Here is a 23,111-nt window from a genome sequence, read left to right on the forward strand (position 1 = left end):
TCAATGGGTTCGACGTACACCGTACGTGGCTGCCCGAAAAACCGGTGGCTCGCGCCGTCGGGGCTTTGTAGGGTGCCGCGCATGACGTTCTTCTTCCTCCTCGGCTAGCGATCCGCCGGCGGGCCGTGGGCTGACCCACCGCCGGTGATGCGGGGCGGCCTGCCGCCGTCCCGGGTCGCTACGTGGGAGAAGAACAGTTGCTCACCTTGGCGGTGGCCAGGGCGGTGCGTGGCACCGAACCCCTGGTCGCGGCGGAGATCCGGCGTGCCCGTCTCGGGGTCGTCGTCGGCGTCCGCCATCGGGAGGTGTGGTTCGAGGTCCGGCCCGGCGCCGGGCTCCTGGGATTGCGCACCGCGGACGACGTACTGCTGGCCGCGGCCGTGGTGGACGGGGTCGGCCACGGCCGCTCCGCGCTCGCCCGGCTGGCGCGGGCGGCCCGCGGGATCGACCTCGGCCCGCCCGGCGGCCCCGACGTCGAGGTCTCGGCCTCGTTCGTGGGACGCCGCAACTACACCAGGCACGAGATCGAGGACGCCGTCGGGACCGAGCTGGCCCGGTCGTGGCGCCTGCGCTACCACTCCCGGCGGGACGGCGGCCGGCCACCCGCGGGGGCGACGGCGTGGCGGGTGACGATCGAGGGCGACCAGGCGGTCATCGCCCGGCGGGCCGGTGACCGGCCGCTGCACCGCAGGCCGTACAAGACGGCCTCGATCCCGGGCACGCTGCACCCGCCGCTGGCGGCCGCGATGGCCCAGCTCGCCGGGCTGGGCGCGGAGGGCTTCCGCGGCGTCGTGCTCGACCCCTGCTGCGGGGCGGGCACCACACTCATCGAGGCCCACGCGCTCACGCGCGCGCCCCACACCGAGCCCACCGGGCTCTCCGGGCTCTCCGGGCTCGCCGGGGGTTCCAAGAGTGTCGGGGGTGTCGGGGGTGTCGGGGGTGTCGGGGGTGTCGGGGGTGTCGGGTTCGTCGGGTTCGACCGCGACCCGGCCGCCGTCGCGGCGGCCGCCGCGAACGCTCGGGCCGCCCTGCCACTGGACGGTCCGCGCCCGTTCCGCTGGGGGCTCGCCGACGCCGGACGGCTCCCCGTGGCGGACGGAAGCGTGCGACGGGTGCTGGTGAACCCGCCCTGGGGACGTCAGGTGCCGCCGCGCGGCCTGCTCGGGCCCGGCCTGGACCCGTTGTGGCGGGAGGTGCGGCGGGTGCTGGAACCCGGCGGCCTGGCCGTGGCGCTGCTCCACGACGACCCCGGCCCCGGCGGGACACCGGGCGGCGCCCCGCGCGGGTTCACGATCGAGCAGGCGCTCCCGGTGAGCCTGTCAGGACGCCACCCGGTGATCACCGTACTCAGCAGGCGGGACCGCGCCGGACGAGGTGCCACCCGGTGAGCGCCGAGGTCAGGAGGCGAGCCGGTCCCCACCCGGTGATCGCCGAGGTCAGGAGGCGGGGCCGAGCCAGTCGAGGATGAGGCGGTTGACCTCCGCGGGCCGTTCCAGGTGCAGGAAGTGGCCCGCGTCCGCCACCAGCTCGACCCGCGACCCCGGCGGCAGGCTGCCGGCCGCGTCCTTGGCCATCTCCACGCCCATGCACCCGTCGCGCTCGCCGTGCAGGTACAGGACCGGGCCCGCGGTGGCGGGGTCGACGTCCGGGTAGCGGCCCGAGGGGGGCGTGGTGCCGAGCGCGGCGCGGTAGTACCCGATGGCCGCCGCCATGTTGGCGGGCTCGCCCAGGCTGCGCCGGACGAACGCCAGGTCCTCGGCCGGGTCGTGGCCGGGCGACCAGTCCCGCCACAGCCGGTCGAGGAAGGCCGGGTCTGCCGCGGCCGGCTCGGCCAGCACGGTCTGGAACAGGAAGATGTAGAACGACCGCTTGAGCTGCTCGTACGCCAGCAGCCCGGGAAGCTGCGCGCCCGGCGGCGGCACCGCGAGCGCGACCGCCCGGCGGAAACGCCCGGCCAGGGCGTAGGCGGGGAAGGCCCCCCAGTCGTGCCCGACGATCACCGCGTTCTCGTCGCCGCCGAGCTCCTCGTGCAACGCGCGCACGTCGGCGACCAGGGCGGCCTCCTCGTACGCGCCGTCGGCCGGGATCTCGGTGGGCGCGTAGCCGCGGCTGAACGGCGCGACGGCGCGGTAGCCGCGTCCGGCCAGCTCGGGCATCAGGTGCCGCCAGGTGTGCGCGGTGTCGGGGAACCCGTGCAGGCACAACGCCAGCGGCCCCTCCCCCACGGTCAGATACGCGAACTCCACACCGTTGGCGTGGATCGTTCTGATCTCCATGACTGCGAAACCTAGCATTCGCCTCCTTCCGGGAGTACCACTGCACAAGGGGCCTTTCATCGTGAGGAGCAGGCATGCGACGCGGATGGGTTCTCGCTCTCGCCTCACTGACCATCGTGCTCGTGGTGGTGGACCTGACCGCCGTGACGATCGCGCTGCCCGACATCCGCGCCGCCCTGGGGGCGAGCCTGCCCGAGGTGCAGTGGGTGGTGGACGCGTACGCTCTGACGCTGGCCGCCGTCCTGCTGCCCGCCGGGGTGCTGGCCGACAGGTACGGCCGCCGCCGGATGCTGGCCGTGGGCGTGACGGTCTTCACGGTGGCCTCGCTGGCCTGCGCGCTGGCCCCCACGGCTGCCCTGCTGGACGTGGCCAGGGGCGTCCAGGGCCTGGGCGCGTCCGCGCTGTACGGCACCACGACCCCGCTGATCGCCTCGGTCTACCCGGAGGGCCCGGCCCGGGGCCGGGCGCTCGGCATCTTCAGCGCCGTCTCCGGCCTGGCGATGACGCTGGGCCCGGTGGTGGGCGGCGTGCTGACGGCGACGTTCGGCTGGCGGGCCATCTTCCTGATCAACCTGCCGATCGGCGTGTTCGTGGTGGTGGCGCTGCGGCAGCGGGTGCCGGAGTCGCGCGGCCGGGGCCACCTGGACCCGCTGGGCGTCGTGCTGATCGCCGCGGCGCTGTTCGCCGTCATCCCGGCGCTCATCCACGACGTGCCGCTGCTGCTGGTGGCCGGGCTCGCGCTGCTGGCGGCGTTCGTCTTCGCCGAGCGGCGGACGGCGACCCCGATGATCGACTTCGGGCTGTTCCGGAACCGGGTGTTCGCGGTCGGCTCAGCCACGACGCTGCTCATGCTGGCCGCGCTGCTGGGCGGGTTCACGTACCTCACCCTGTACGTGCAGGGCCCCCTGGAGGCGAGCCCGATCGAGGCCGGGGTGCGTTTCCTGGCCTTCAGCGTGGCCGCGGTCATCGGCCCGATCGCGGTCGGCCAGGTGCTGCACCGCTGGCCCATGGGCGTGCTGATCGCCGCCGGCCCGGCGCTGATCACCGTGGCGCTGCTGGTGATGGCGATCCCGGCGGCCGACCGGTGGACGCCCATCATGGCCGGGCTGTTCCTCGGCGGCCTGGGGCTCGGCGCGGGCAACGTGGTGGCCAACCAGGTCGGCCTGACCGCGCCGATGGATCAGGTGGGCATGGCCACCGGGACGGTGAACACGCTCAAGCAGGTCGGCACGGCGGTGGGCGTGGCGGTGCTGGCGGCGCCGTACCGGTCGGGGGTGTCCACGATGTTGCTGGTGGCGGCCGGGCTGGCGCTGGCGGGCGCGCTGCTGCCGCTGGCCCTGGCTGGCGGGCGGGTCAGTCGGTCTCCGGCCAGTCCCAGCCCAGCTGGAGGAACAGGCCCAGCCGGTCGCTGACCGCGCGGATCTCGCTGATCCGCCCCTCGCGCAGGGTGACCAGGAAGATCGCCTCGACGTCGAAACTGCGCCCGGTGGGCGTGGGCATGCGCGGGTGGGTGCCGGAGTGCGTGCCGGTCATGCGGAGCCGGGCGACCAGTCTGTCCCCCTCGGCGACGACCTCCTCGACCTCGATGTGGAACGGGTCGAACGCGTCGAGCTGCATCCGGATGCCCTCGAAGGCGGCGCCGGGCTCGTCCGGCTCGCCAAAAATGATCTTGTTGTGGTCGACGACGTCGGGGGTCAGGTAGTCGCCCAGGTCGTCGAGGCGGCGTTCGTTGACGGCGGCGAAGAAGTCGGTGATCACGGTCGGCCCTCTCTCTTACGGTGTAAGACAGCAGTATCTTACGGTGTATGAGAGAGCGGATGTCAAGGGAGCGGGTGCTGGAGGCGGCCCTCGAACTCCTCGACCGCGAGGGCGCGGCCGGGCTGTCCATGCGCAAGCTGGGCAAGGAGCTGGGCGTGGAGGCGATGACGCTCTACTACTACGTGCCGAACAAGGACGCGGTCCTCGACGGGCTGGTCGAGCTGGTGCTCTCGCGCGTCACGATCGAGCCCTCCGGCGACTGGCGGGTGTGGATGCGGGCGTTCGCCGAGTCGATCAGGGCCGAGCTGCTGCGGCATCCCGCGCTCATGCCGGTGGTCGCGATCCGGCCGGTGGCCACGCCGGGAGCCCTGGGCATGGTCGAAGGCGCCGCCGCCGCGCTGACCCGGGCGGGCTTCACGGCCAAGGAGGCGCTGCACGTCATCAACGCGGTGTCGACGTTCGTGATCGGGCACACGCTGGCCGAGGCGGGGCCGGACAGCCCGCGGCAGCCCGACCTGGACCTGGCGGACCATCCGGTGCTGGCGCGGGCGGTCGCCGACGGCCTCGGCACGCCCGAGGACCACCGGGAGCGCTTCGAGCTGGCCGTGGCGGCCCTGCTCAGCGGATTCGCTCCGCGAACCCCTGAAGGAGGCACTCCAGCCCGAACTCGAACTGGTCGGCGAAGCTGAGGTCGTCGGCCTCGGCCACCCGCCGGTTGAACTCCGGGTAGGCGCCGGTGGCCATCACCTCGCGGACATAGGGGCCGATCGTCGCCCGCCACTCCTCCTCCGACAGCCCCGTGCGGCGCAGCGCCTCCTGCTCGGCCAGCTCCTTGGCCACCGCGCCCAGCACGTAGTCGCCGATCACCCCGATCACGGCGGCGGCCCGGGTGATGTCGGAGGTCAGCGACCGGGCCGCGGACAGCGCGTGCTCCACCCGCCGCAGCGAGTTGGGCCCGAGCGCCGGCCTGCTCGTCATCAGCGCGGCCAGCCACGGATGGCGCAGCACGCCCGCGCGCTGGTCGCGGGCCACCCCGGCCAGGTCGGCCCGCCAGTCTCCGGTCAGCGGACCGGGCTCCCCCTCGCCCCACACCGCGTCGACCATGAGGTCGAGCAGCTCGTCGCGGTTCTCCAGGTAGCGGTAGAGCGAGGTGGTGCCCGACTTGACCTCGCTCGCCACCCGGCGCATGGACACCGCGTCGAGGCCCTCGGCGTCGGCCACCGCGATCGCGGCCCGCACGATCGCCTCGACGCTCAGGGCCTGACGCTTCGGCGCGTACGGCTCGCGACTCCACACCAGTGACATCCGGCTCCCCCCTCTGGCCTTCATCGTACGCCTGTGGTTACAGTGTTCCCATGACGGAAACAGTGTTCCCACAAACCACCGACGTCCTGATCGTCGGCGGCGGCAGCGTCGGGCTGAGCGCGGCCGTGTTCCTCGCCCGCCACGGCGTGCCCGCCCTGGTCGTCGAGCGCGAGCCCGGCCCGCGGGCGCACCCCCGCGCCACCGGCATCGGCCCGCGGACGGTCGAGCTGCTCCGCGAGGCCGGCCTCGAACGGGCGGTGGACGAGGTGGCCATCGACATGACGAACGCGACCCTCGGCAAGATCACCGTGGACACGCTGGCCGGCGCCGACCTCGCCGCGATCGCGGCCGGCCTGCCCGCCCGGACGCGGATGTTCGACACGGCGGCCTACAGCCCGGCCCGGCTGCGCGGCATATGCCCGCAGAACCGGCTGGACCGGGTGCTGCTCGACGCCGCCCGCGAGCGCGGCGCGCACGTCGCGTACGACACCGAACTGCTCTCCCTGGAGCAGGACGCCGACGGCGTGACGGCGGTCGTGTCCGGCCCGGACGGGACCCGCACCCTGCGCGCCCGCTACGTGATCGCCGCGGACGGCGTGCGCAGCGGGGTACGGGCGGCGCTCGGCATCGGCGTGACCGGCCCCGGCGCGCTCGGCCCCGAGCTGCACAACGTCATGTTCCACGCCGACCTGAGCCACCTGACCGACGGGTACGGCTTCGCGCTCGCCGAGCTCACCACTCCCGACGCGCCGGGCATGCTCATGGCCATCGACGGCGAGACCGAATGGGTCTTCCACACCGCCCAGGAACCGAGCCCCGACCTGCTCAGGACCGCGATCGGCGACCCCGGGCTGAAGGTCGAGATCGTCAGCGTGCTGGGCTGGCGGGCCCGCGGCCAGGTCGCCGACCGGTTCCGCGAAGGGCGGGTCTTCCTCGCCGGCGACGCGGCGCACGCCGTGCCCCCGACGGGCGCGTTCGGGCTGAACACGGGGGTCGCCGACGCCCACAACCTGGCCTGGAAGCTGGCCCGCGTGCTGACCGGCCGGTCGGCGCCCGCACTGCTGGACACCTACCACGACGAGCGGCGGCCGGTCGCGCTGCTGGCGCTGGAGCAGTCGCGGCTGCGGATGCGGGACCTGCGGATGCACTTCGGCTCCGGCCCCGAGGCCGCCCGGCTCAGGGCGGCGGCGGGCGCGGTGAACGCCCCGATCGTGCACGTCGGTTACCGTTACGGCGGCGCCTCGGCGGTCGAGGGCCTGCCCTCCACCGAGGACGTGACGCTCTGCCTCGACGGCTCGCCCGGCTCGCGGCTGCCGCACGTGTGGATCGGCGAACGGTCCAGCCTCGACCTGGTCGGGCCCGATTTCAGCGTGTTCACCGGCGCGCCGGTGCCCGACCCCGGCGTCCCGGTGCACGTGGTCGAGGGCTGGCCGTACGGGACCGTGCTGGTGCGGCCGGACGGGTTCGTGGCCTGGCGCGGCGCGGACGACGACCTGGCCGAGGCGGTCAGAACGTGTACGGCAGGTGCTTGATGCCGTTGATGAAGTTCGACAGCAGGAAGTCGGGCTCGCCGGCCGTCCTGATGCCGGGCAGGCGGGTGAACAGCTCGCGGAACATCACGCTCATCTCCCTGCGCGCCAGGTGGGCGCCCAGGCAGTAGTGCGGCCCGGGGCCGCCGAAGCCGACGTGCGGGTTGGGGTCGCGGGTGATGTCGAAGACGTCCGGGTCGGTGAAGACGGACTCGTCGCGGTTGGCCGAGTTGTAGAAGAGCAGCACCTTGTCGCCCTTCTTGTACGGCACGCCGTTCATCTCGTGGTCCCGGGTCAGCGTGCGGCGGAACTGGATCACCGGGGTCGCGTAGCGCACGATCTCGTCGCACGCCCGGCCGACGCGCGCGTCGAAGTCGGCCAGCAGCAGCTCCCGCTGGCCGGGATGGTCGGTGAACAGCTTCAGCCCATAGGCGATGGCGTTGCGGGTGGTCTCGCTGCCGGCCACCACCAGCAGGATGAAGAACGACCCCAGCTCCTGCGGGCTGAGCCGCTCCTCGCCGCCCACGAGCAGGCTGACCAGGTCGCCGGTCGGGCGTTTGCGGCGCTCGTCGCCGAGGCGGGCGGCCATCCGGTTCAGCGAGTAGCCGGCGCGCAGCAGCTTGGCCAGGCCGCGGGCGACGTTGACGCGGCTGAAGTTCGGGTCGATGCCGGTGTACTCGGGGTCGGCGTTGCCGAGGATGACGTTGGTCCGTCGCAACACCAGGTCATGAAATTTCGGCGGAATCCCCATCATGTCGCAGATGACCCGTACGGGGAGCCGGGCGGCGACCTGCGCCACGAAGTCGCCCGGCCCCTGCTCGATCGCCTCGTCCACGATCTCGGCGGCGGCCCTGGCCAGGTCCTCCTCCATCTTGGCCAGGATGCGCGGGGTGAAGGCCCTGGAGACGATCCTGCGCAGGCGGGCGTGGCGCGGGTCGTCCATGTTGATCATCGAACCGAAGTAGACGCTGAGCCAGCGCGGCATGTCCGGGATGCTGTTGGAGCACGGCTCACTGCTGAAGACAGCCGCGTTCCTGCTGGCCTCGGTCACGTCGGCGTGGCGCACGAGGGCGTGGTAGCCGGGCCCGCCGCCGATGAACGGCACGGTCTGCTCCGGCACGAAGAGGGGCCGTTCGAGCCGGCGCAGGCGGCGGAAGGTCTCCAAGCGGTCCGCCTGCGGCAGTCCCCAGAACGGTATCTGCGAGATGTCCAGATCCGCGGAGAGCGTCATACCGTCCAAGCCTTGGGCAAGTGCTCACTTACGTCAAGGTCCGCCGCATCGCGGCTACCGGTTTCCCAGGATCAACTCGGAGCCCTTCTCGCCGATCATGATCGCCGGGGCGTGCGTGTGGCCGCGGTTGAGCGTCGGCATGACGGACACGTCCACCACCCTGAGCCCTTCGAGGCCGCGCACCCGGAGCGACGGGTCCACGACCGACCCCTCGTCGGTGCCCATCCGGCAGGTGCCGACGGGGTGGTAGAGGGTCTCGCCGCGTTCGCGCACCCACCGGGCCAGCTCCTCGTCGCTCTCCGGCCCCCAGTACGGCGCCATCGGGCCGCCCGCGTACCGCTTCATCGCGCTCGTCGCGAACACCTGCTTGGCCGTCTTCAGCCCGGCGACCAGGCGCTTGACGTCGGCCTCCGCGCTCAGATAGCCGGGGTCGATCAGCACGTCGCGGCCGCTCAGCCCGACCCTGCCGCGGCTCTGCGGCTGCAGCAGCACGACGCCGACAGTCAGGCCGTGGCCGGTCGGCGGGGTGAGCCCGTGGTCGACGAACGGGCCGGGGGCGAAGACGAGCTCGATGTCGGGGGCGGGCTCCTCGGCCGAGGTCCGGACGAAGGCGACCGCCTCGCCGACGTTCGTGGTCAGCATGCCCGAACGCAGCACGATGTAGCGCAGCAGGTTCACCAGGGACTCGGCCTTGGTCAGCGTCACCGGCTCCTTGCACTCGACGTACACGCCGGAGGCGAGGTGGTCCTGGAGGTTCTTGCCGACCTCGGGCAGCTCGCGCACGACCGGCACCCCCGCGTCGCGCAGCTCATCGGCCGCGCCCACCCCGGAGCGCATCAGCAGGTACGGCGAGCCGATCGCCCCCGCCGACAGGACGACCTCCCTGGCCGCCCTGACCATGGTGCCGCCGCTGTGCTCGATGCCGACGGCGCGGGAGCCCTCGAACACCACGCGGTCCACGGTCGCGCCGGTGAGCACGGTGAGGTTCGGCCTGGCGGCGGCCGGGCGCAGGTAGGCGTCCGCGGCGCTCCACCTGCGGCCGCGGTTCTGGGTGACGGGGGTGGGGCAGTAGCCCTCGTTGGAGCGGCCGTTCAGCTCCGCCAGCCGGGTCAGGCCCAGCTCCTCGCAGGCCCGCAGGAAGGCCGCCGTGGTGACGTTGGGGCTGCGCAGCTCGGAGACGTAGAGCGGGCCGGAGGTGCCGTAGACGCCGCCGTGGTTGCTGCCGACGCGCTGCTCGGCCCTGGTGAAGTAGGGCAGGACCTCCTCGTACGTCCAGCCGGGCACCCCCCACTGGTCGTAGTCCTCCTGGCAGCCGCGCACCCACATCTGCGCGTTGAGCGAGGACGAGCCCCCGATCACCCGGCCGCGCGGCCAGTAGAGCTCGCGGCCGGACATCTCGCCCTGCTTGGCCGTCGTGAAGTTCCAGTCGTAGTCGGTCTTGAACAGCTTGGCGAAGCCGGCGGGCATGCGGATCTCCAGCTTGTCGTCATGCCCGCCCGCCTCGACCAGCGCCACCGACACCGACGGGTCCGCCGACAGCCGGTTGGCCAGCACGCACCCGGCGGACCCCGCTCCGACGATCACGTAGTCGTACTGCATGAGCACTCCAGGGGGCTAAGTAACCTGCCACTTGCTTACTCCAGGTGAGCTTTCGCGTCCATATGCATCTGTAACCTTGGTTACCTACCGGTCGGTATGGGGTGATGCCAAGATGGCGGCAAGCGCGTACAGAGGAGGAAGGCGTTCATGCTCAACTTGTCGGTCGTCCTGGAGGACAGCGCCAGAAACAACCCCGACGGCACGGCGATCGTCTTCGGCGACATGCGCCTGCCGTACGGCATGATCGACACTGTCGCCCGCCAGGTGGCGAACCTGCTGGTGTCGCGGGGCATCGGCAAGGGCGACAAGGTGGCGCTGGCCTGTCCCAACCTGCCGTACTTCCCGTTCGTCTACTTCGGCATCCTCAAGGCCGGCGCCACCGTGGTGCCGCTGAACGTGCTGCTGCAGGGCCGGGAGATCGCCTACCACCTCGACGACAGCGACGCCAAGGCGCTGTTCTGCTTCGAGGGCTCGCCGGAGCTGCCGCTGGGCGAGCGCGGCAAGGCGGGCTTCGAGGCCGCGGACGGCTGCGAGCACTTCTTCGTGCTGCCCGCCACCCCGCTGGCCACCGAGTCCCCGTACGGCGAGACGGTGTGGGCGGCGCTCAACGGCGTGCCGGCCGACTTCGAGACGGTGCAGACCGACCCCGAGGACACCGCCGTGATCCTCTACACCTCGGGCACCACGGGCCAGCCCAAGGGCGCCGAGCTCAGCCACCAGAACATGCTGATGAACGCCCTGATCAGCGACCGGATGTTCCCGCGCAGCGAGGGCGGCGACACCTACCTCGCGGTGCTGCCGCTGTTCCACTCCTTCGGCCAGACGACCGTCATGAACACCGCCTTCATGCGCGGCGCGACGGTCGTGCTGATGCCGCGCTTCGAGCCGGGCGAGGCCCTGGAGCTCATGCGCAAGGAGAGCGTGACGACCTTCGCCGGCGTCCCGACGATGTACTGGGGCATGCTCACGAAGATCCACGCCGAGGGCGCCGAGGTGGCGCGCAGCCTGAAGGTGGCCGTGGCCGGTGGCGCGTCCTCGCCGGTGGAGGTGCTGAAGGACTTCGAGCAGACCTTCGGCATCGGCATCCTGGAGGGGTACGGCCTGTCGGAGACCTCCCCCGTGGCCAGCTTCAACCAGCTCGGACGGCCCACCAAGCCCGGCACGATCGGCACGCCCATCTGGGGCGTGGAGATGAAGCTGATCGACGGCGACTGGAAGACGGTCGAGGGCGAGGGCCCCGGCGAGATCGCCATCCGCGGCCACAACGTCATGAAGGGCTACTACGGCCGCCCGGAGGCGACGGCCGAGGTGCTCAAGGACGGCTGGTTCCGCACCGGCGACATCGCCACCCGCGACGCCGACGGCTACTACGCCATCATCGACCGGGCCAAGGACATGATCATCCGGGGCGGCTTCAACGTCTACCCGCGCGAGCTGGAGGAGGTGCTCATGACCCACGAGGCGGTGTCGCTGGCGGCGGTCGTGGGCGTCCCGCACGAGTCGCACGGCGAGGAGGTCAAGGCGTACGTCATCCGCACGCCCGGCTCGTCGGTCACCGAGGACGAGCTGATCGCCTGGGCCAAGGAGAACATGGCGGCCTACAAGTACCCGAGGATCGTCGAGTTCCGCGACGCCCTGCCGATGACGGCCACGGGCAAGATCCTCAAGCGCGAGCTCCGCTGACCGGCCACGGCGCGGGCCCCGGCCCGCGCCTTCCGGCCGCGCCGATCACCGAGCCGACCGCTGAGCCGACCGCTGAGCCGACCGCTGAGCCGACCGCTGAGCCGATCACCGAGGCCCGCCCGCTCGTGCTGTTCGACCTGGACAACACGCTGATCGACCGGCTGGCGGCGTTCCGGCTGTGGGCGGCCGGGTTCGCCGCGGAGCGCGGGCTGGGCCCGGACGCCGTGGACTGGCTGGTACGGCTGGACGCCGACGGGTCCGTGCCGATGGACGCCTTCTTCGCCCGCGTACGCGAGCGCTTCGCGCTTGCCGAGCCCGTCGAGGAGTTGTGGCGGGCCTACCGGGCCAGGCTGCCGTGGCTGGTGGAGTGCCGTGCCGAGGTGCTGGCGGGGCTCGACCGGCTGCGGGCGGCGGGGTGGGCGGTCGGGATCGTGACGAACGGGATGGCCGACAACCAGACGGGCAAGATCCGGCGTACCGGGCTGGCCGAGCGGGTGGACGGGTGGGCGATCTCCGGCGCGGAGGGCGTGCGCAAACCCGGCGCGCGGCTGTTCCGGATCGCCGCCGACCGGTGCGGAGCCGTGCCGGCGGGCGGGTGGATGGTGGGCGACGACCCGGAGAAGGACATCGCGGGCGGACGCGCGGCCGGACTGCGGACGATCTGGATCGACCGCGGGACGGGCGCGGCGGCTCCCCCGTCGGACCTCACGGTGGACGACGTGCTGGCGGCCATGGAGCTGTTAATCGGGATGCCCGGCGGCGAGGGCGGTCGCTAATGTGGCCGGATGCGTGACAAGCCCGCGGATCTGGACGAATCGCTGCTGGTGCCCGCCCTGGAGGCGTGGGGGATCAAGGCCGTCGGGCTGGCGCACGCGCCGGTGGGCTTCGGCGACCACCACTGGATCGCGACCGGCGCCGACGGACGACGCTGGTTCCTCACCGCCGCCACCCTGCCCTCCGCGCCGAATGCCCCCCTCCCCCGCGAGCCACGGGCGGCCGGTGGCCTGGGCGAAGGGGCGCGGGTGGCGTTCGGGGAGCTGGGGCGGGCGCTGGAGACGGCGGCGGCGCTGTCCGCGACCCTGAAGTTCGTGGTCGCGCCCGTGCCGGACCTCGACGGCGGCGCGCTGCTCCGCCCGCTCGCCGCCCGGTACGCGCTGAGCGTCTTCCCGTTCGTCGACGGCGTCACCGGCGGCTTCGACGACGAGCCGGCCGAGCACGACCGCGCCCAGGTCATCGACCTGCTGGCCGAGCTGCACGGCACGCCCCCGCCCCCATCCACCCCGTCCCGCCCCCTGCAGCCGGCCGGACGGGCGGCGCTGGAGCGGGCCCTCGACGAGACCGGCCGCCCGTGGACCGGCGGCCCGTACGCCGAGCGGGCCCGAGCCCTGCTCGACCGGCACGCCGGAACCCTGCACGCCCGGCTGCGCGACTTCGACCGCGGCTGCCGCGACCTCGGCCCGCCCGTCGTCACCCACGGCGAACCCCACCCCGGCAACGTGCTCCGGCACGAGGGCCGCTGCCTGCTGATCGACTGGGACACCGTCGGCCTGGCCGTGCCGGAACGGGACCTGTGGCTGGTCGCCAGGACCCCCGGCGACCTGGCCAGGTACGCGGCCGCCACCGGCCGTACGCCCGACCCCGCCGCCCTGGCCCTCTACCGGCTGCGCTGGAGCCTCGACGACGTGGCCCAGTACGTCGCCCTGTTCCGCGCCCCGCACGGCCACACCCGCGACGCCGAGCTGAGCTGGCACTTCCTCACCCGCACGCTCGACGGCCTGGCCGCCGGCGGGCCCTCCGCCCGCTGAGCGTCCCCGGCGGTCAGGCGCCGAGCAGTTCGGCGAGCACCGCGGCCTCGCTGATCTCGGGCTGCTTGGTGGCGGTGAGCAGGGTCAGCGGGCCCTTCCCGGCGAGCTCGCGCAGGTGGGCGACCGCCTCGGCCCGCTCGGGCTCGGCCAGCTCGTCCCGGTAGCGGTCGCCGAACTCCGCGAACCGGTCGGGGTCGTGCCGGTACCAGGTGCGCAGCTCGGTGGAGGGAGCGACCTGCTTGCACCATTCGTCGAGATGGGCGTCGGCCTTGGCCAGCCCGCGCGGCCACAGCCGGTCGACCAGCACCCGGGCGCCGTCGTCCGGCGCGGGCTCCTCGTAGACCCGGCGCACCCGAACCTTGTTCCCAGCCGTCACCGTCCGCCCCTCCTTCCGACCGTGAGACCACGCTACGCCGGGCGACGCCAAGCGCCGTTCAGGGACCCGGCCGGGGGACGTCTAGGATCCGGGATGTGGACGAGCCGATCCCCGACGCGCTGCTGCCCGTGCTCCGCGACCTGCGCGCCACCTGCGGGGTGCGCCCGGACCTGCGGGAGGAGACGCCGCTCTGGGGCGGCGAGCGGGTGCTCATGCTGTTCGCGCCCGACGGCAGCGGCGTGGGCCTGCGCCTCGGCGTCGCCGGCGGCCCGGCCGAGCAGGTGGCCGACCTCGCCGACCAGGCGCAGGAGTGGGCGGTCGAGGCGCTGTGGGGTCAGGGGCTGCCCGCGGTGTGGCCGGAGTGCCCCGAGCATCCCGGCACCCACCCGCTGGCCGCGACGGTGGTGGACGGCGTCGCGACCTGGTCGTGCCCGCGCACCCGCGTGCCCGTCACCGCCGTGGGCCACCTCTGACCCCGGACACACCCAGGGGGCCGGCCGCTCGGACCGCGCCTTGGGGCGGGGTGAGCCGTGGGGAGAGGGCGACGGGCCCTCTCCCGCCCGTCACGGCCAGTTGACCGCCGGACGCAGCTGCACACCGGACCGGCCGTCGTCGTCGAGCTTGACGCCCAGCACCTGGTGCAGCTGGACCTTGTTGCGCTCGAAGCCCACGATGCAGCCCGCCATGTACAGGGCCCACACCCTGGCCGTGCCCATCCCGACCTCCTGGACGGCCTCGTCCCAGTTGGCGTCGAGGTTGTCGCACCAGTGGCGCAGGGTCTTGGCGTAGTGCTCGCGCAGGTTCTCCTCGTGGCGGATCTCGAAGCCGATGTCCTCCATCTGCCTGATCAGCCAGCCCACCGACTCCAGCTCGCCGTCGGGGAAGACGTAGCGGTTGATGAAGCCGCCCTTGTTGAACGTCTTCTCCTTGCCCGTCGGACGGGTGATGCAGTGGTTGAGCAGCCGGCCGCCGGGCTTGAGCTTGCCGTAGAGGAACTCGAAGTACGACGGGACGTTGTCCTTGCCGATGTGCTCGGTCAGGCCGATGGAGCTGACCGCGTCGAAACCGGTCTCCCGCACGTCGCGGTAGTCCATGAAGCGCACCTCGGCGAGGTCCTGGAGGCCCTCGTCCGCGATCGCCTTCTGGGCCCACTCGGCCTGCTGGCGGCTCAGCGTCACGCCCAGCGCCTTGACGCCGTAGTGCTTGGCCGCGTGGATGACCATGCCGCCCCAGCCGCAGCCGACGTCGAGCAGGCGCATGCCCGGCTTGAGGTCGAGCTTCCTGGCCACCAGGTCGAACTTCGTGTACTGGGCCTCCTCCAGCGTCGCGCCCTCCTCGGGGTAGGTCGCGCACGTGTAGGCCATGGACGGCCCCAGCACCCACCGGTAGAACCGGTTGGACACGTCGTAGTGGTGGTGGATCGCCTCGGCGTCACGCTGCTTGGCGTGCCGCGAGCCGAGCCGGGCCAGGGCGCTCTGACGCACCTCCTGCGGAGGCGGCGGCACCCGCATCAGCAACGGCTTGACGCCCAGCGACCGCACGGCGGCCAGCTTCTCGCCCGCGGTCAGGTCGTTGGTGGTGATGTTCCACATGCGGTCGAGCAGGGTGTACAGGTCGCCGTGCACGTCGATGTGCCCCGAGATGTACGCCCTGGCCAGACCCAGTTCCCCGGGGGCCTGTGCCAGGTAGGCCACCGCGATGGGCGACTTGACCTCAAGACCGAGGTCGGCGCCGTCGGGACCGGCCTTGCTGCCGTCATAGGCCATGAACGAGATGTTCGCGTCAGAGCCGACGATCTTCTCAAAGATGCTTGCGAGAGCCATGCTCACCTTCCCCGTACACACTTTTCGTACAGGTCCAGCAGGCGACCGTTCGGGTCGTATTCCCGCTTGACCGGCCAATAAGCATCACCGTTGTACAGCTCCCAGAACTGCTCACGGGCGTAGAAGGAGGTCGAGTAGAGCGACTTGTGGCCGTCCAGCTCGTGTACCGAGTCCTCGATGAGCCTGTTGTAGTAGCCGTCGAACTGGCCGCGGGGCAGCGGGACCATGCCCCAGAAGCCGAAGTTGACGTAGAGCTTCCCGGGCTCCAGCGGGTACAGCGGCCACTGGGAGCTCGACCGCAGCGGGCACATCCAGACGGGGGTCATGCCCACCTTGTCGTGGAAGAACTCCAGGAACTGCGCGCCGCGCTCGACCGGCACCTCGACGTCCTGGATGACCGACTCCTGGACGGGCTGGTCACGCCAGCGGTCGATGCGGGCGGTCAGGCCGGTCCGCCGGTCGAGGGCGACGAGCCTGCGGTAGACGTCGGAGCGCATCCAGCGGCGCGGCATCAGCGAGCGGACCACCGGCTGCTGCACGCCGAACGCCCGCGAGCACCAGAACCAGTCGGTGTCCCAGCGCCACAGGTAGTCGTGGATGCTCAGCCAGTCGCGGCTGCGCTGCCTGATCGACTGGTAGTAGATGCGCATGCCGGTGTAGTCGGAGACGTAGGGCGCGCGGTCGGCGAAGCGGCCCAGCGTGATGTACATCTCCTCCGGGTCGAAGAAGACGCCGTCCACGAAGTCGACCTGCTCGCCGTCGTGCACCATGCTGTCGCAGATCTCCTGCATGGCCAGCATGCACTTGGCCGCGTCGGTGAACCTGATGTGCGTCAGGTGCACGTACGGCTGGACCTTGCGGAGCTTGATCCGGATGCGCAGGGCGTAGCCGAGCGTCCCGTAGGAGTTGGGGAAGGCGCGGAACAGATCCTGGTGCTCGTTGTCGTCACGGGCCACGACGATGCGGCCGTCGCCGGTGAGGATCTCCAGTTCCTCCACCGACTCGTGCGGCAGGCCGTCCCGGAAGCTGGTCGACTCGATGCCGAGGCCGGTGACGGCGCCGCCGAGCGTGATCGTCTTGAGCTGCGGCACCACGTACGGCATGAGCCCGTGCGGCAACGTGGCCTCGACGAGGTGCTCGTAGGTGGTCATGCCCTGGACCTCGGCCGTCATCGTCGCCGGATCCACGCTGATGACCTCGTCGAGGTCTCTGGCCGACAGCTTGGCCGTCCTGCCTCCGTCACGGAACCTGAACAGGTTGGACGTGGACTTGGCCAACCGGGGAGCGGCGTCGCCGGGGATCTCGGCGTAGGACTGCCGGATCTGCTCTACTGCCCGTTGGTGTGTCGACATCGTCGTCGTCACGGAAGCACCCCCTTGAGCTGGTAGAGATCGTCCGTAAGACCGTATCTCCCGCAGCCCGCCTCGAACAGACCGGGGTCGTTAAAGACACGAAAACTGTTCATCGTGCCAGGTGAAACGCCTATGTGGCAGGCAAATGCGGAAATCTACGTCGAACCAGAGGTGAGACCCCATTGAGCACGGCACGCACCTCTCGTCCCTCCAGTGCCGCCGTGAGGTTGTCCAGCACGGCCGTGAGCAGGCGCGTCGTCGCCTCGGGCGTCACCCCGGCGGCGTGCGGCGACAGCAGCACGTCCGGCAGATCGCGCAGCGGGTCGCCGGCGGGCAGCGGCTCGGTGTCGAACACGTCGAGCGCGGCCCCGCCGAGGTGCCCGTCGCGCAGCGCGGCGACCAGCGCCGCCTGGTCGACGACGCCGCCCCTGGCCGCGTTGACCAGCAGCGCGCCCTGCTTCATGCGGCGCGGGTCGATCAGCCCGCGGGTCTCCTCCGACAGCGCGATCACCACCACCAGCACGTCGCTGGCGGCCACCAGCGTCTCCAGGTCGGCGCGGCCCGGCGCCTGCCGCGGGGACCTGGTCCAGTAGGAGACCTCGCAGCCCAGGGCGCCGAACAGGCGCACGCAGTTCTCGCCGATCGGGCCGTACCCGACGACGCCGACCCGGCGGCCGCTCAGCTCGCGCGGGCGCAGGCCCTGCTGCGGCCACTCCCCCGCGCGCACGGCGGCGTCGGCGGCCCCCAGCCGGCGCGACAGCGACAGCGTGGCGGCCAGGCACCACTCCGACACCGCGACGGCGCTGACGCCCGGCGTGTTGGCCAGCGGCACCCCGGCCTCGGCCAGGGCGGCCAGGTCGTGGCCGTCGACGCCCACCGAGGGCTGCTGCACGAAGGCCAGCGCGGGCGCGTGCTTGACCGCCTCGGCGTCGAGCACGAGCGTGGAGGTCCAGTCGCCGAGCACGATCTCGGCCTCGGGCAGCGCGGCCAGCAGCCCGGCCCGGTCGCGGGTGGCGGGCACGCGGACCGTCACCCGGTCGCCGAGCGGGGCGAGCAGGCCGCGCGTCGCCTCCTCGGGGAGCGGCGGCAGGGCGAGCAGGTTCCAGGGGCTCATGCCTTCACCGTAAAGCTGTCGATCACCTGTCGCATCAGTGCCCTGTTGCGCAGCCACTGGTCCTGGGTGACCGTCCAGGACAGGATGTAGGCCGTCTCGCCGGACACCACCGCGCGGCGCACCTCGTGGTAGGTCATGCCCGGCCTGATCCAGTGGGTGCCGGCGGCGCTGGCGGCGGTCCAGGAGAACTCCCACTCGACCGCCTTGACGCCCCGGTGGTTGACGACGCGGCGGCCGCGGCTGATCACCTCCTGGCCCTCCTGCCGCAGCGTCTCCTCCGAGTCGCGCAGGATCTGGTTGGCGTCGAGGCTGGAGTACAGGGCCTCCACGCCGAGGTGGGCGTTGCCGTCGCGGCGCGTCCACTCGGTGACGGACTCGCGCAGCGCGCCCCGCCAGCCGATCGGGCGCAGGATCGACCAGCCCTCCCGCGAGGTCCACGCCCGTACGGCCGGGCGCACCCGCCGCACGGTCGGCGTGGGGGTCGCCGACGGCGTCCGGCTCGTCGTGGGCTGCTGCGAGGGTGACGGGCTCAGCGGGCTGGCCGCGGCGGCCGGCTGGGCGGTGCGCGGAGCGCCCTCAGCGGGCGTGGCGAGCTTGAAGTAGGCGACCGCGCCGCCCGCGACGACCACGACGGCGGCGGCGGCCACGGCCAGCACGGCCCGCCCGCGCCCGCTGCCCGGCTTCTTCTCCGGCAGGTCGGTGTAGGCGGGCTTGGCCGCCACCTCGATGGCCGCGAGCAGCCGGTCGGCCTCCTCGGCGTCCACCCGGTCGGCGGGCTCCTTGCGCAGCAGGCCCTTCAGGATCGGGTGCATGATCGGCGGGATGCGCCGGTAGTCGGGCTCCTCGTTGAGCAGCGCGTTGATCGTCGCCATGGCCTCGCCGCGGTCGAAGGGCGAGCGGCCGACCATCGCGGCGAACAGCGTCGCGCCGAGCGACCACAGGTCGGAGGGCGGTCCGGCCTCGTCCGCGCGCACCCGTTCGGGGGCCAGGAAGCTGGGCGAGCCGGTCACCATGCCCGTCCTGGTCAGCGAGGCGTCGCCCTCGACCGTGGCGATGCCGAAGTCCATCAGCACCGCGCGGCCGTCGTCGGCGAGCAGGATGTTGGCGGGCTTGACGTCCCTGTGCAGGATCCCGGCCTCGTGGGCGGCCCTGAGCGCCGACAGCACCTGGCGGCCCACGTCGGCCGCCTGCCGTACGGGCAGCGCCCCCGAGGTGGCCACGACCTCTTCGAGCGAGGGGTGCGCGACCAGCTCCATGACGATCCAGGGCCGGCCGCCCTCCTCGACCACGTCGTAGACCGCGACCACGGAGGGGTGGTTGAGCTTGGCCGCCGTACGGGCCTCGCGGGCGGTGCGCATGAGGTGGCGCTCCTGCTCGCCCGGCGACAACCCCTCGGGCAGCAGCACCTCCTTGATGGCCACCTGCCGGTTGAGCAGCGTGTCGTAGCCCTCCCAGACGACGCCCATACCCCCGCGGCCCAGTTCACGCCGTAACTGGTAGCGCCTGGCGACAAGCCGGTTGCTCTCCGAAACCATGTCCTACCCCTGTAGCGGCGCGAGCGCCTGCTGCAGACAGCCGCTGGACGCCGGCGATCTGTAGACCACCCGAACAGTGGGCAAGTTTCCCATACCTCCCACGAGTTCGCGGGAAGGACGCAAAAGGCCGCTTGCCACGACTTGCCGAATGTTGTTCTACTGAGGCAGGTTCGGAGCCGTGAAGCCAACCGTTTGCCTGTGCGACTGTCGAGGAGATGTCCATGTCGAAGGGTAGTGGCGGCCCGCTGGCCGGAGTGCGCGTGCTGGAGCTCGCGGGGCTGGCCCCGGGGCCGTTCGCCGGGATGATGCTGGCCGACCACGGCGCCGAGGTGCTGCGGGTCGACCGGGTGCAGGCCGTCTCCGACCGACCTCGTACGGACGTCATGGACCGCGGCAAGCGGACGATCGGCCTGGACCTGAAGTCGCCCGAGGGCGTGGCCGCCTTCAAGGAGCTGGCCCGCAACGCCGACGTGGTGATCGAGGTCTTCCGTCCCGGCGTCGCAGAACGGCTCGGCATCGGCCCCGCCGACCTGCACGCGGTGAACGAGCGGCTGGTGTACGGCCGGATGACCGGCTGGGGCCAGGACGGCCCGCTCGCGCCCACCGCCGGCCACGACATCGACTACATCGCGATCTCCGGCGTGCTGTCGATGCTCGGCCGCGAGGGCGGCAAGCCGACCCCGCCGATCAACATCCTCGGCGACTTCGCCGGCGGCGGCCTCATGCTCGCCTACGGCGTGCTGCTGGCCCTGTTCGAACGCGAGCGCACCGGGAAGGGCCGGGTGATCGACGCCGCCATGGTGGACGGCGCCGCCCTGCTGTTCTCGATGTTCTACCAGGCCGCGCAGAGCGGCTTCTGGGGCCCGCGCGGCACCAACCTGCTCGACACCGGCGCCCCCCAGTACGACACCTACGAGACCGCCGACGGCGGCTTCCTGGCCGTCGGCTCGCTCGAACCGCAGTTCTGGGACGCCATGGTGAACCTGATGGGCCTGACCGGCCTGCCCGACCGCGACGACAGGACGCAGTGGCCCGCGCTCAAGGCCCGGCTGGCCGAGGAGTTCGCCAAGCGCACCCGTGCCGAGTGGGAGGCCCTGTTCGAGGGCTCGGACGCCTGCGTCTCGCCCGTCCTGTCCATGGCCGAGGCCGCGCGGCACCCGCACAACGTCGCCCGGGGCACGTTCGCCGAGGTCGGCGGCGTGACCCATCCGGTGCCCGCGCCGCGCCTGCTCGGCGTGCCGGACCCGGACCTGTCGCCGGCCACCCGCCTCACGGACCTGTCCGCGTGGGGGCTGCCGGCGGCGGAGGCGGAGAAGCTGCGGGAGCAGGGCGTGCTGGCCTGAGCCTTCGTCAGGGGCGGGACGTCGCCGGGCGGGCGTGGGCGGCGTAGTCCTTGAGCCGGATCGAGTCGTGCAGGCGCATCCCCTTGCTGCTGATCTTGGTGGCGGCCCTGGTGAGGGCGACCGGCAGGTGGCTGACCAGGCGGATGCCCTGGGTGAGTGCCCACAGGTCGAAGCGGCTCCCGGGGACGATCCCCCTGGCCGCGCGGCGGGCGAAGGCGCGGCTGCGGCGCACGTACTCGCCGATCTCGGCCTCGTAGGCGGGGTAGGCCGTGCGGTGGTCGCCGCCGTGCGCGGCCAGCTCGCCCGCCAGCACGTACGCCCCCACGACCGCCAGGCTCGTGCTGCCGCCCACGGCCGGCCCGGGGCAGTAACCGGCGTCGCCGGCCAGCGTCACCCGGCCGCGCGACCAGGAGTCGAGCCTGAGCTGGGTGATGGAGTCGAAGTAGAAGACGGACGTGCGGTCCACCTCGTCCAGGATCCTGGGGACCTGCCAGCCGAGGCCGCCGAACCGCTCGCGCAGCAGTTCCTTCTGCCGGGCCACGTCCCGGTAGTGGTAGTCGAGCGGCTCGGGCGTTCTGAACAGGAAGCCGGCGCGGGCGTCGTCCATGTGCGCGGCGCTGTAGACGGCGGCCATGTAACCCTCGCCCGCCAGAGCCTCCATCCGGCCGTCGAGACCCAGGAAGTCGGGGACGGAGGCGACGGCGAGGTACGCGCCGATCCAGGTGGCGAAGCGCTCCTCGGGGCCGAAGGTCAGGCGGCGCACGTTGGAGTGCAGTCCGTCGGCGCCGATCACCAGGTCGAAGCGGTCCTGCCGGCCGCTGTCGAAGCGCACCGCGCCGTCCTCGGCGATCGAGGCGATGGAGTCGCCGAAGACATAGGCGGCGTCGTGCCGGGTGGCCTCGTGGAGGACCTCGCTCAGGTCGTCGCGCATGATCTCCACGTGCCGGTCGGAGACGGCGCTGAGGATGCGGCGCAGCTCCAGCTCCACGGGCCGCGCCCGGCCCTCGCGGTGGACCCGGAGCCAGTCGGTGCCGGTCTTCTTCGCCATGACCGGCTCCAGGAGCCCCATCTTCTCGACGATGTCCATGGCGGGCCGGAACAGGTCCACCGCGTGGCCGCCCGACTTCCTGAGCGCCGGGGCTCGTTCGACCACCGTGACCTCGAAGCCGTACCTGGTCAGCCAGTACGCCAGCACCGGCCCGGTGACGCTGGCTCCCGAGACGAGGACCTTCATGGCCCCCTCCTTACTTAACGGTTGGTAAGTACACGCTAGCACGCGCCCTTACTTAACGGTAGGTAAGGGATAAACTTCAGGCATGCCCAGTGACACCAAGTCCCGCATCCAGGCGGTGGCCCGCGAGCTGTTCGCCGAGCAGGGCGTGCAGAACACCAGCCTGCGCCAGATCTCCGACCGGCTGGGCATCACCAAGCCTGCGCTCTACTACCACTTCGCCTCACGCGACGACCTGGTGCGCAGCATCGTGCAGCCGCTGGTGGAGGACTTCGAGCGCTTCGCCGCCAGGCAGGAGCCCGGCGACCCGCGGGCGCTGCTCGACGACTACTTCGAGCTCATGTGGCGCCACCGCGACGTGACCGGGATGATGGTGCGCGACATCTCGATCCTGGCCTACCTCGACCTGGGTCAGCGCATGTTCGAATGGCGGCGCGAGCTGATCGCCCTGCTGCTCGGCCCCGACCTCACGCGGGCCCAGCAGATCCGCGCCACACTGGCGCTCGGCGGCATGGCCGACTGCACGGTCGAGTACGCCGGCCTCCCCCTGGAGGAGGTCAAGCCGACGGCCGTCGCGGCGGCGGCCGAGGCGCTCGGCCTGTGACCCCCCGGGCCTAGACGGCCACGTAGAGGTCGGCGCCCTCGAAGTGATGGACCTCCAGGTCCGTGGTGAAGGCGCGGGAGGGCTGGCCGCCCGACTCGGTGTGCTGCCACACCTGCTGCCACGCCTCGATCAGCGCCTGCGGCAGCTGCCCGCGGGCCGCCAGCCGGATCGACTTGGCGGCCGGCACGCGCACCGCCACCATGCCCTCGGGCAGGCGCGGCACCGTGCGCACGCCGATGCCGACGATCTGCGTGTAGGCGCCGGTGTGGTCGCTCTCGTAGTCGGTCAGCACCGCGTAGAGGTTCTCGTCGATGCGGCCCGGCACGTGCGCGAAGGCCCCCGGCGCGCCCGCCCGCTGCCACAGCGCGGGCAACGCGGCCCGCGCCGGATCCGCCTCGTCGGCGTTCGTCGTGCGTACGGCGAAGCCCACGACGGTCAGCTCGGCCCGTTCGACGATGTCCACGACTTACCTCCCCCAAATGTGTCCCCGGCCGATCATAAGCCCCGGAGAACGGGGGAAACCCCTTGTTGGACCTGTCACCCCATA

General features: G+C 72.2%; 22 protein-coding genes. 10 read left to right on the forward strand and 12 right to left on the reverse strand.

The features are described from left to right. The first annotated feature begins 197 nt into the window (after nt 1-197). Nucleotides 198-1,388 carry a methyltransferase domain-containing protein gene (locus ACWEJ6_RS09400; protein WP_452422638.1) on the forward strand — a complete coding sequence of 397 codons (1,191 nt, stop codon included), beginning with the start codon at nt 198-200 and terminating at the stop codon, nt 1,386-1,388. 48 nt (nt 1,389-1,436) lie between these two features. Here the strand turns inward: ACWEJ6_RS09400 and ACWEJ6_RS09405 are convergent, their stop codons facing one another. Then, nucleotides 1,437-2,276 (reverse strand): alpha/beta fold hydrolase, encoded by an 840-nt coding sequence (locus tag ACWEJ6_RS09405; RefSeq protein ID WP_358284160.1) that lies wholly within the window; start codon nt 2,274-2,276, stop codon nt 1,437-1,439. Nucleotides 2,277-2,350: 74 nt separating this feature from the next. Between ACWEJ6_RS09405 and ACWEJ6_RS09410 the strand changes: the two genes are divergently transcribed. Then, nucleotides 2,351-3,688 (forward strand): MFS transporter, encoded by a 1,338-nt coding sequence (locus tag ACWEJ6_RS09410; RefSeq protein ID WP_387663534.1) that lies wholly within the window; start codon nt 2,351-2,353, stop codon nt 3,686-3,688. Here ACWEJ6_RS09410 and ACWEJ6_RS09415 read toward each other — a convergent pair. Continuing rightward, nucleotides 3,630-4,034: an ester cyclase gene (locus ACWEJ6_RS09415; protein WP_397163202.1), complete on the reverse strand. Its 405-nt coding sequence runs from the start codon at nt 4,032-4,034 to the stop codon at nt 3,630-3,632. The two genes, ACWEJ6_RS09410 and ACWEJ6_RS09415, sit on opposite strands and share 59 nt — an antisense overlap. Nucleotides 4,035-4,081: 47 nt before the next feature. Between ACWEJ6_RS09415 and ACWEJ6_RS09420 the strand changes: the two genes are divergently transcribed. Further along, on the forward strand, nt 4,082-4,723 hold the full coding sequence (locus ACWEJ6_RS09420) for a TetR/AcrR family transcriptional regulator C-terminal domain-containing protein (protein WP_452422641.1): 642 nt from the start codon (nt 4,082-4,084) through the stop codon (nt 4,721-4,723). Here the strand turns inward: ACWEJ6_RS09420 and ACWEJ6_RS09425 are convergent. After that, entirely contained in the window at nt 4,653-5,339 is a 687-nt protein-coding gene (locus ACWEJ6_RS09425; RefSeq protein ID WP_452422643.1) for a TetR/AcrR family transcriptional regulator C-terminal domain-containing protein, read from the reverse strand. The genes ACWEJ6_RS09420 and ACWEJ6_RS09425 overlap by 71 nt on opposite strands. 50 nt (nt 5,340-5,389) lie before the next feature. Here ACWEJ6_RS09425 and ACWEJ6_RS09430 point away from each other — a divergent pair, with 50 nt between their 5' ends. Beyond that, nucleotides 5,390-6,871 carry an FAD-dependent oxidoreductase gene (locus ACWEJ6_RS09430; RefSeq protein ID WP_452422645.1) on the forward strand — a complete coding sequence of 494 codons (1,482 nt, stop codon included), beginning with the start codon at nt 5,390-5,392 and terminating at the stop codon, nt 6,869-6,871. Here ACWEJ6_RS09430 and ACWEJ6_RS09435 read toward each other — a convergent pair. Then, nucleotides 6,846-8,099 (reverse strand): cytochrome P450, encoded by a 1,254-nt coding sequence (locus tag ACWEJ6_RS09435; RefSeq protein WP_387663524.1) that lies wholly within the window; start codon nt 8,097-8,099, stop codon nt 6,846-6,848. The genes ACWEJ6_RS09430 and ACWEJ6_RS09435 overlap by 26 nt on opposite strands. Nucleotides 8,100-8,153: 54 nt before the next feature. Beyond that, nucleotides 8,154-9,698: a GMC family oxidoreductase gene (locus ACWEJ6_RS09440; protein WP_452422648.1), complete on the reverse strand. Its 1,545-nt coding sequence runs from the start codon at nt 9,696-9,698 to the stop codon at nt 8,154-8,156. A gap of 147 nt (nt 9,699-9,845) precedes the next feature. Here ACWEJ6_RS09440 and ACWEJ6_RS09445 point away from each other — a divergent pair, with 147 nt between their 5' ends. The 3 genes from ACWEJ6_RS09445 to ACWEJ6_RS09455 all read left to right on the forward strand — a co-directional run bounded on the left by ACWEJ6_RS09445 (nt 9,846) and on the right by ACWEJ6_RS09455 (nt 13,186). Continuing rightward, the gene (locus tag ACWEJ6_RS09445; protein ID WP_452422650.1) at nt 9,846-11,381 is read left to right on the forward strand and encodes a long-chain-fatty-acid--CoA ligase; all 1,536 of its coding nucleotides are present in this window, start codon (nt 9,846-9,848) and stop codon (nt 11,379-11,381) included. Nucleotides 11,382-11,506: 125 nt separating this feature from the next. After that, nucleotides 11,507-12,157 carry an HAD family hydrolase gene (locus tag ACWEJ6_RS09450; protein WP_452422652.1) on the forward strand — a complete coding sequence of 217 codons (651 nt, stop codon included), beginning with the start codon at nt 11,507-11,509 and terminating at the stop codon, nt 12,155-12,157. 9 nt (nt 12,158-12,166) lie between these two features. Further along, nucleotides 12,167-13,186 (forward strand): phosphotransferase, encoded by a 1,020-nt coding sequence (locus tag ACWEJ6_RS09455; RefSeq protein ID WP_452422654.1) that lies wholly within the window; start codon nt 12,167-12,169, stop codon nt 13,184-13,186. Nucleotides 13,187-13,199: 13 nt separating this feature from the next. Here ACWEJ6_RS09455 and ACWEJ6_RS09460 read toward each other — a convergent pair whose 3' ends face one another. Further along, nucleotides 13,200-13,562 (reverse strand): DUF488 domain-containing protein, encoded by a 363-nt coding sequence (locus ACWEJ6_RS09460; RefSeq protein WP_358284134.1) that lies wholly within the window; start codon nt 13,560-13,562, stop codon nt 13,200-13,202. 95 nt (nt 13,563-13,657) lie between these two features. Between ACWEJ6_RS09460 and ACWEJ6_RS09465 the strand changes: the two genes are divergently transcribed. Next, complete coding sequence (locus ACWEJ6_RS09465; protein WP_452422656.1) at nt 13,658-14,035, forward strand: hypothetical protein; 378 nt, start codon at nt 13,658-13,660, stop codon at nt 14,033-14,035. A 90-nt stretch (nt 14,036-14,125) separates the two neighbouring features. Here the strand turns inward: ACWEJ6_RS09465 and ACWEJ6_RS09470 are convergent, their stop codons facing one another. The 4 genes from ACWEJ6_RS09470 to ACWEJ6_RS09485 form a co-directional block, all read right to left on the reverse strand. After that, nucleotides 14,126-15,385, reverse strand: a complete 1,260-nt coding sequence (locus ACWEJ6_RS09470; protein WP_352357847.1) for a cyclopropane-fatty-acyl-phospholipid synthase family protein — start codon at nt 15,383-15,385, stop codon at nt 14,126-14,128. Between the two features lie 2 nt (nt 15,386-15,387). Then, nucleotides 15,388-16,737 (reverse strand): FAD-binding oxidoreductase, encoded by a 1,350-nt coding sequence (locus ACWEJ6_RS09475; protein WP_364329616.1) that lies wholly within the window; start codon nt 16,735-16,737, stop codon nt 15,388-15,390. 130 nt (nt 16,738-16,867) lie between these two features. Next, nucleotides 16,868-17,851 carry an NAD(P)-dependent oxidoreductase gene (locus ACWEJ6_RS09480; RefSeq protein ID WP_452422659.1) on the reverse strand — a complete coding sequence of 328 codons (984 nt, stop codon included), beginning with the start codon at nt 17,849-17,851 and terminating at the stop codon, nt 16,868-16,870. Continuing rightward, complete coding sequence (locus tag ACWEJ6_RS09485) at nt 17,848-19,386, reverse strand: protein kinase domain-containing protein (RefSeq protein ID WP_452422661.1); 1,539 nt, start codon at nt 19,384-19,386, stop codon at nt 17,848-17,850. Before ACWEJ6_RS09485 ends, ACWEJ6_RS09480 begins: the two co-directional genes overlap by 4 nt. 221 nt (nt 19,387-19,607) lie before the next feature. Between ACWEJ6_RS09485 and ACWEJ6_RS09490 the strand changes: the two genes are divergently transcribed. Next, nucleotides 19,608-20,729: a CaiB/BaiF CoA transferase family protein gene (locus ACWEJ6_RS09490; protein WP_387663506.1), complete on the forward strand. Its 1,122-nt coding sequence runs from the start codon at nt 19,608-19,610 to the stop codon at nt 20,727-20,729. A gap of 7 nt (nt 20,730-20,736) precedes the next feature. Here ACWEJ6_RS09490 and ACWEJ6_RS09495 read toward each other — a convergent pair whose 3' ends face one another. Beyond that, nucleotides 20,737-21,963, reverse strand: a complete 1,227-nt coding sequence (locus ACWEJ6_RS09495) for an FAD-dependent monooxygenase (protein ID WP_452422663.1) — start codon at nt 21,961-21,963, stop codon at nt 20,737-20,739. An 82-nt stretch (nt 21,964-22,045) separates the two neighbouring features. Here ACWEJ6_RS09495 and ACWEJ6_RS09500 point away from each other — a divergent pair, with 82 nt between their 5' ends. Beyond that, entirely contained in the window at nt 22,046-22,564 is a 519-nt protein-coding gene (locus tag ACWEJ6_RS09500) for a TetR/AcrR family transcriptional regulator (protein WP_364329365.1), read from the forward strand. Nucleotides 22,565-22,574: 10 nt separating this feature from the next. Here ACWEJ6_RS09500 and ACWEJ6_RS09505 read toward each other — a convergent pair whose 3' ends face one another. Beyond that, complete coding sequence (locus ACWEJ6_RS09505) at nt 22,575-23,027, reverse strand: GyrI-like domain-containing protein (RefSeq protein WP_358284121.1); 453 nt, start codon at nt 23,025-23,027, stop codon at nt 22,575-22,577. Between the last annotated feature and the right edge of the window lie 84 nt (nt 23,028-23,111).

This window comes from Nonomuraea sp. NPDC004702 (genome assembly GCF_053601695.1).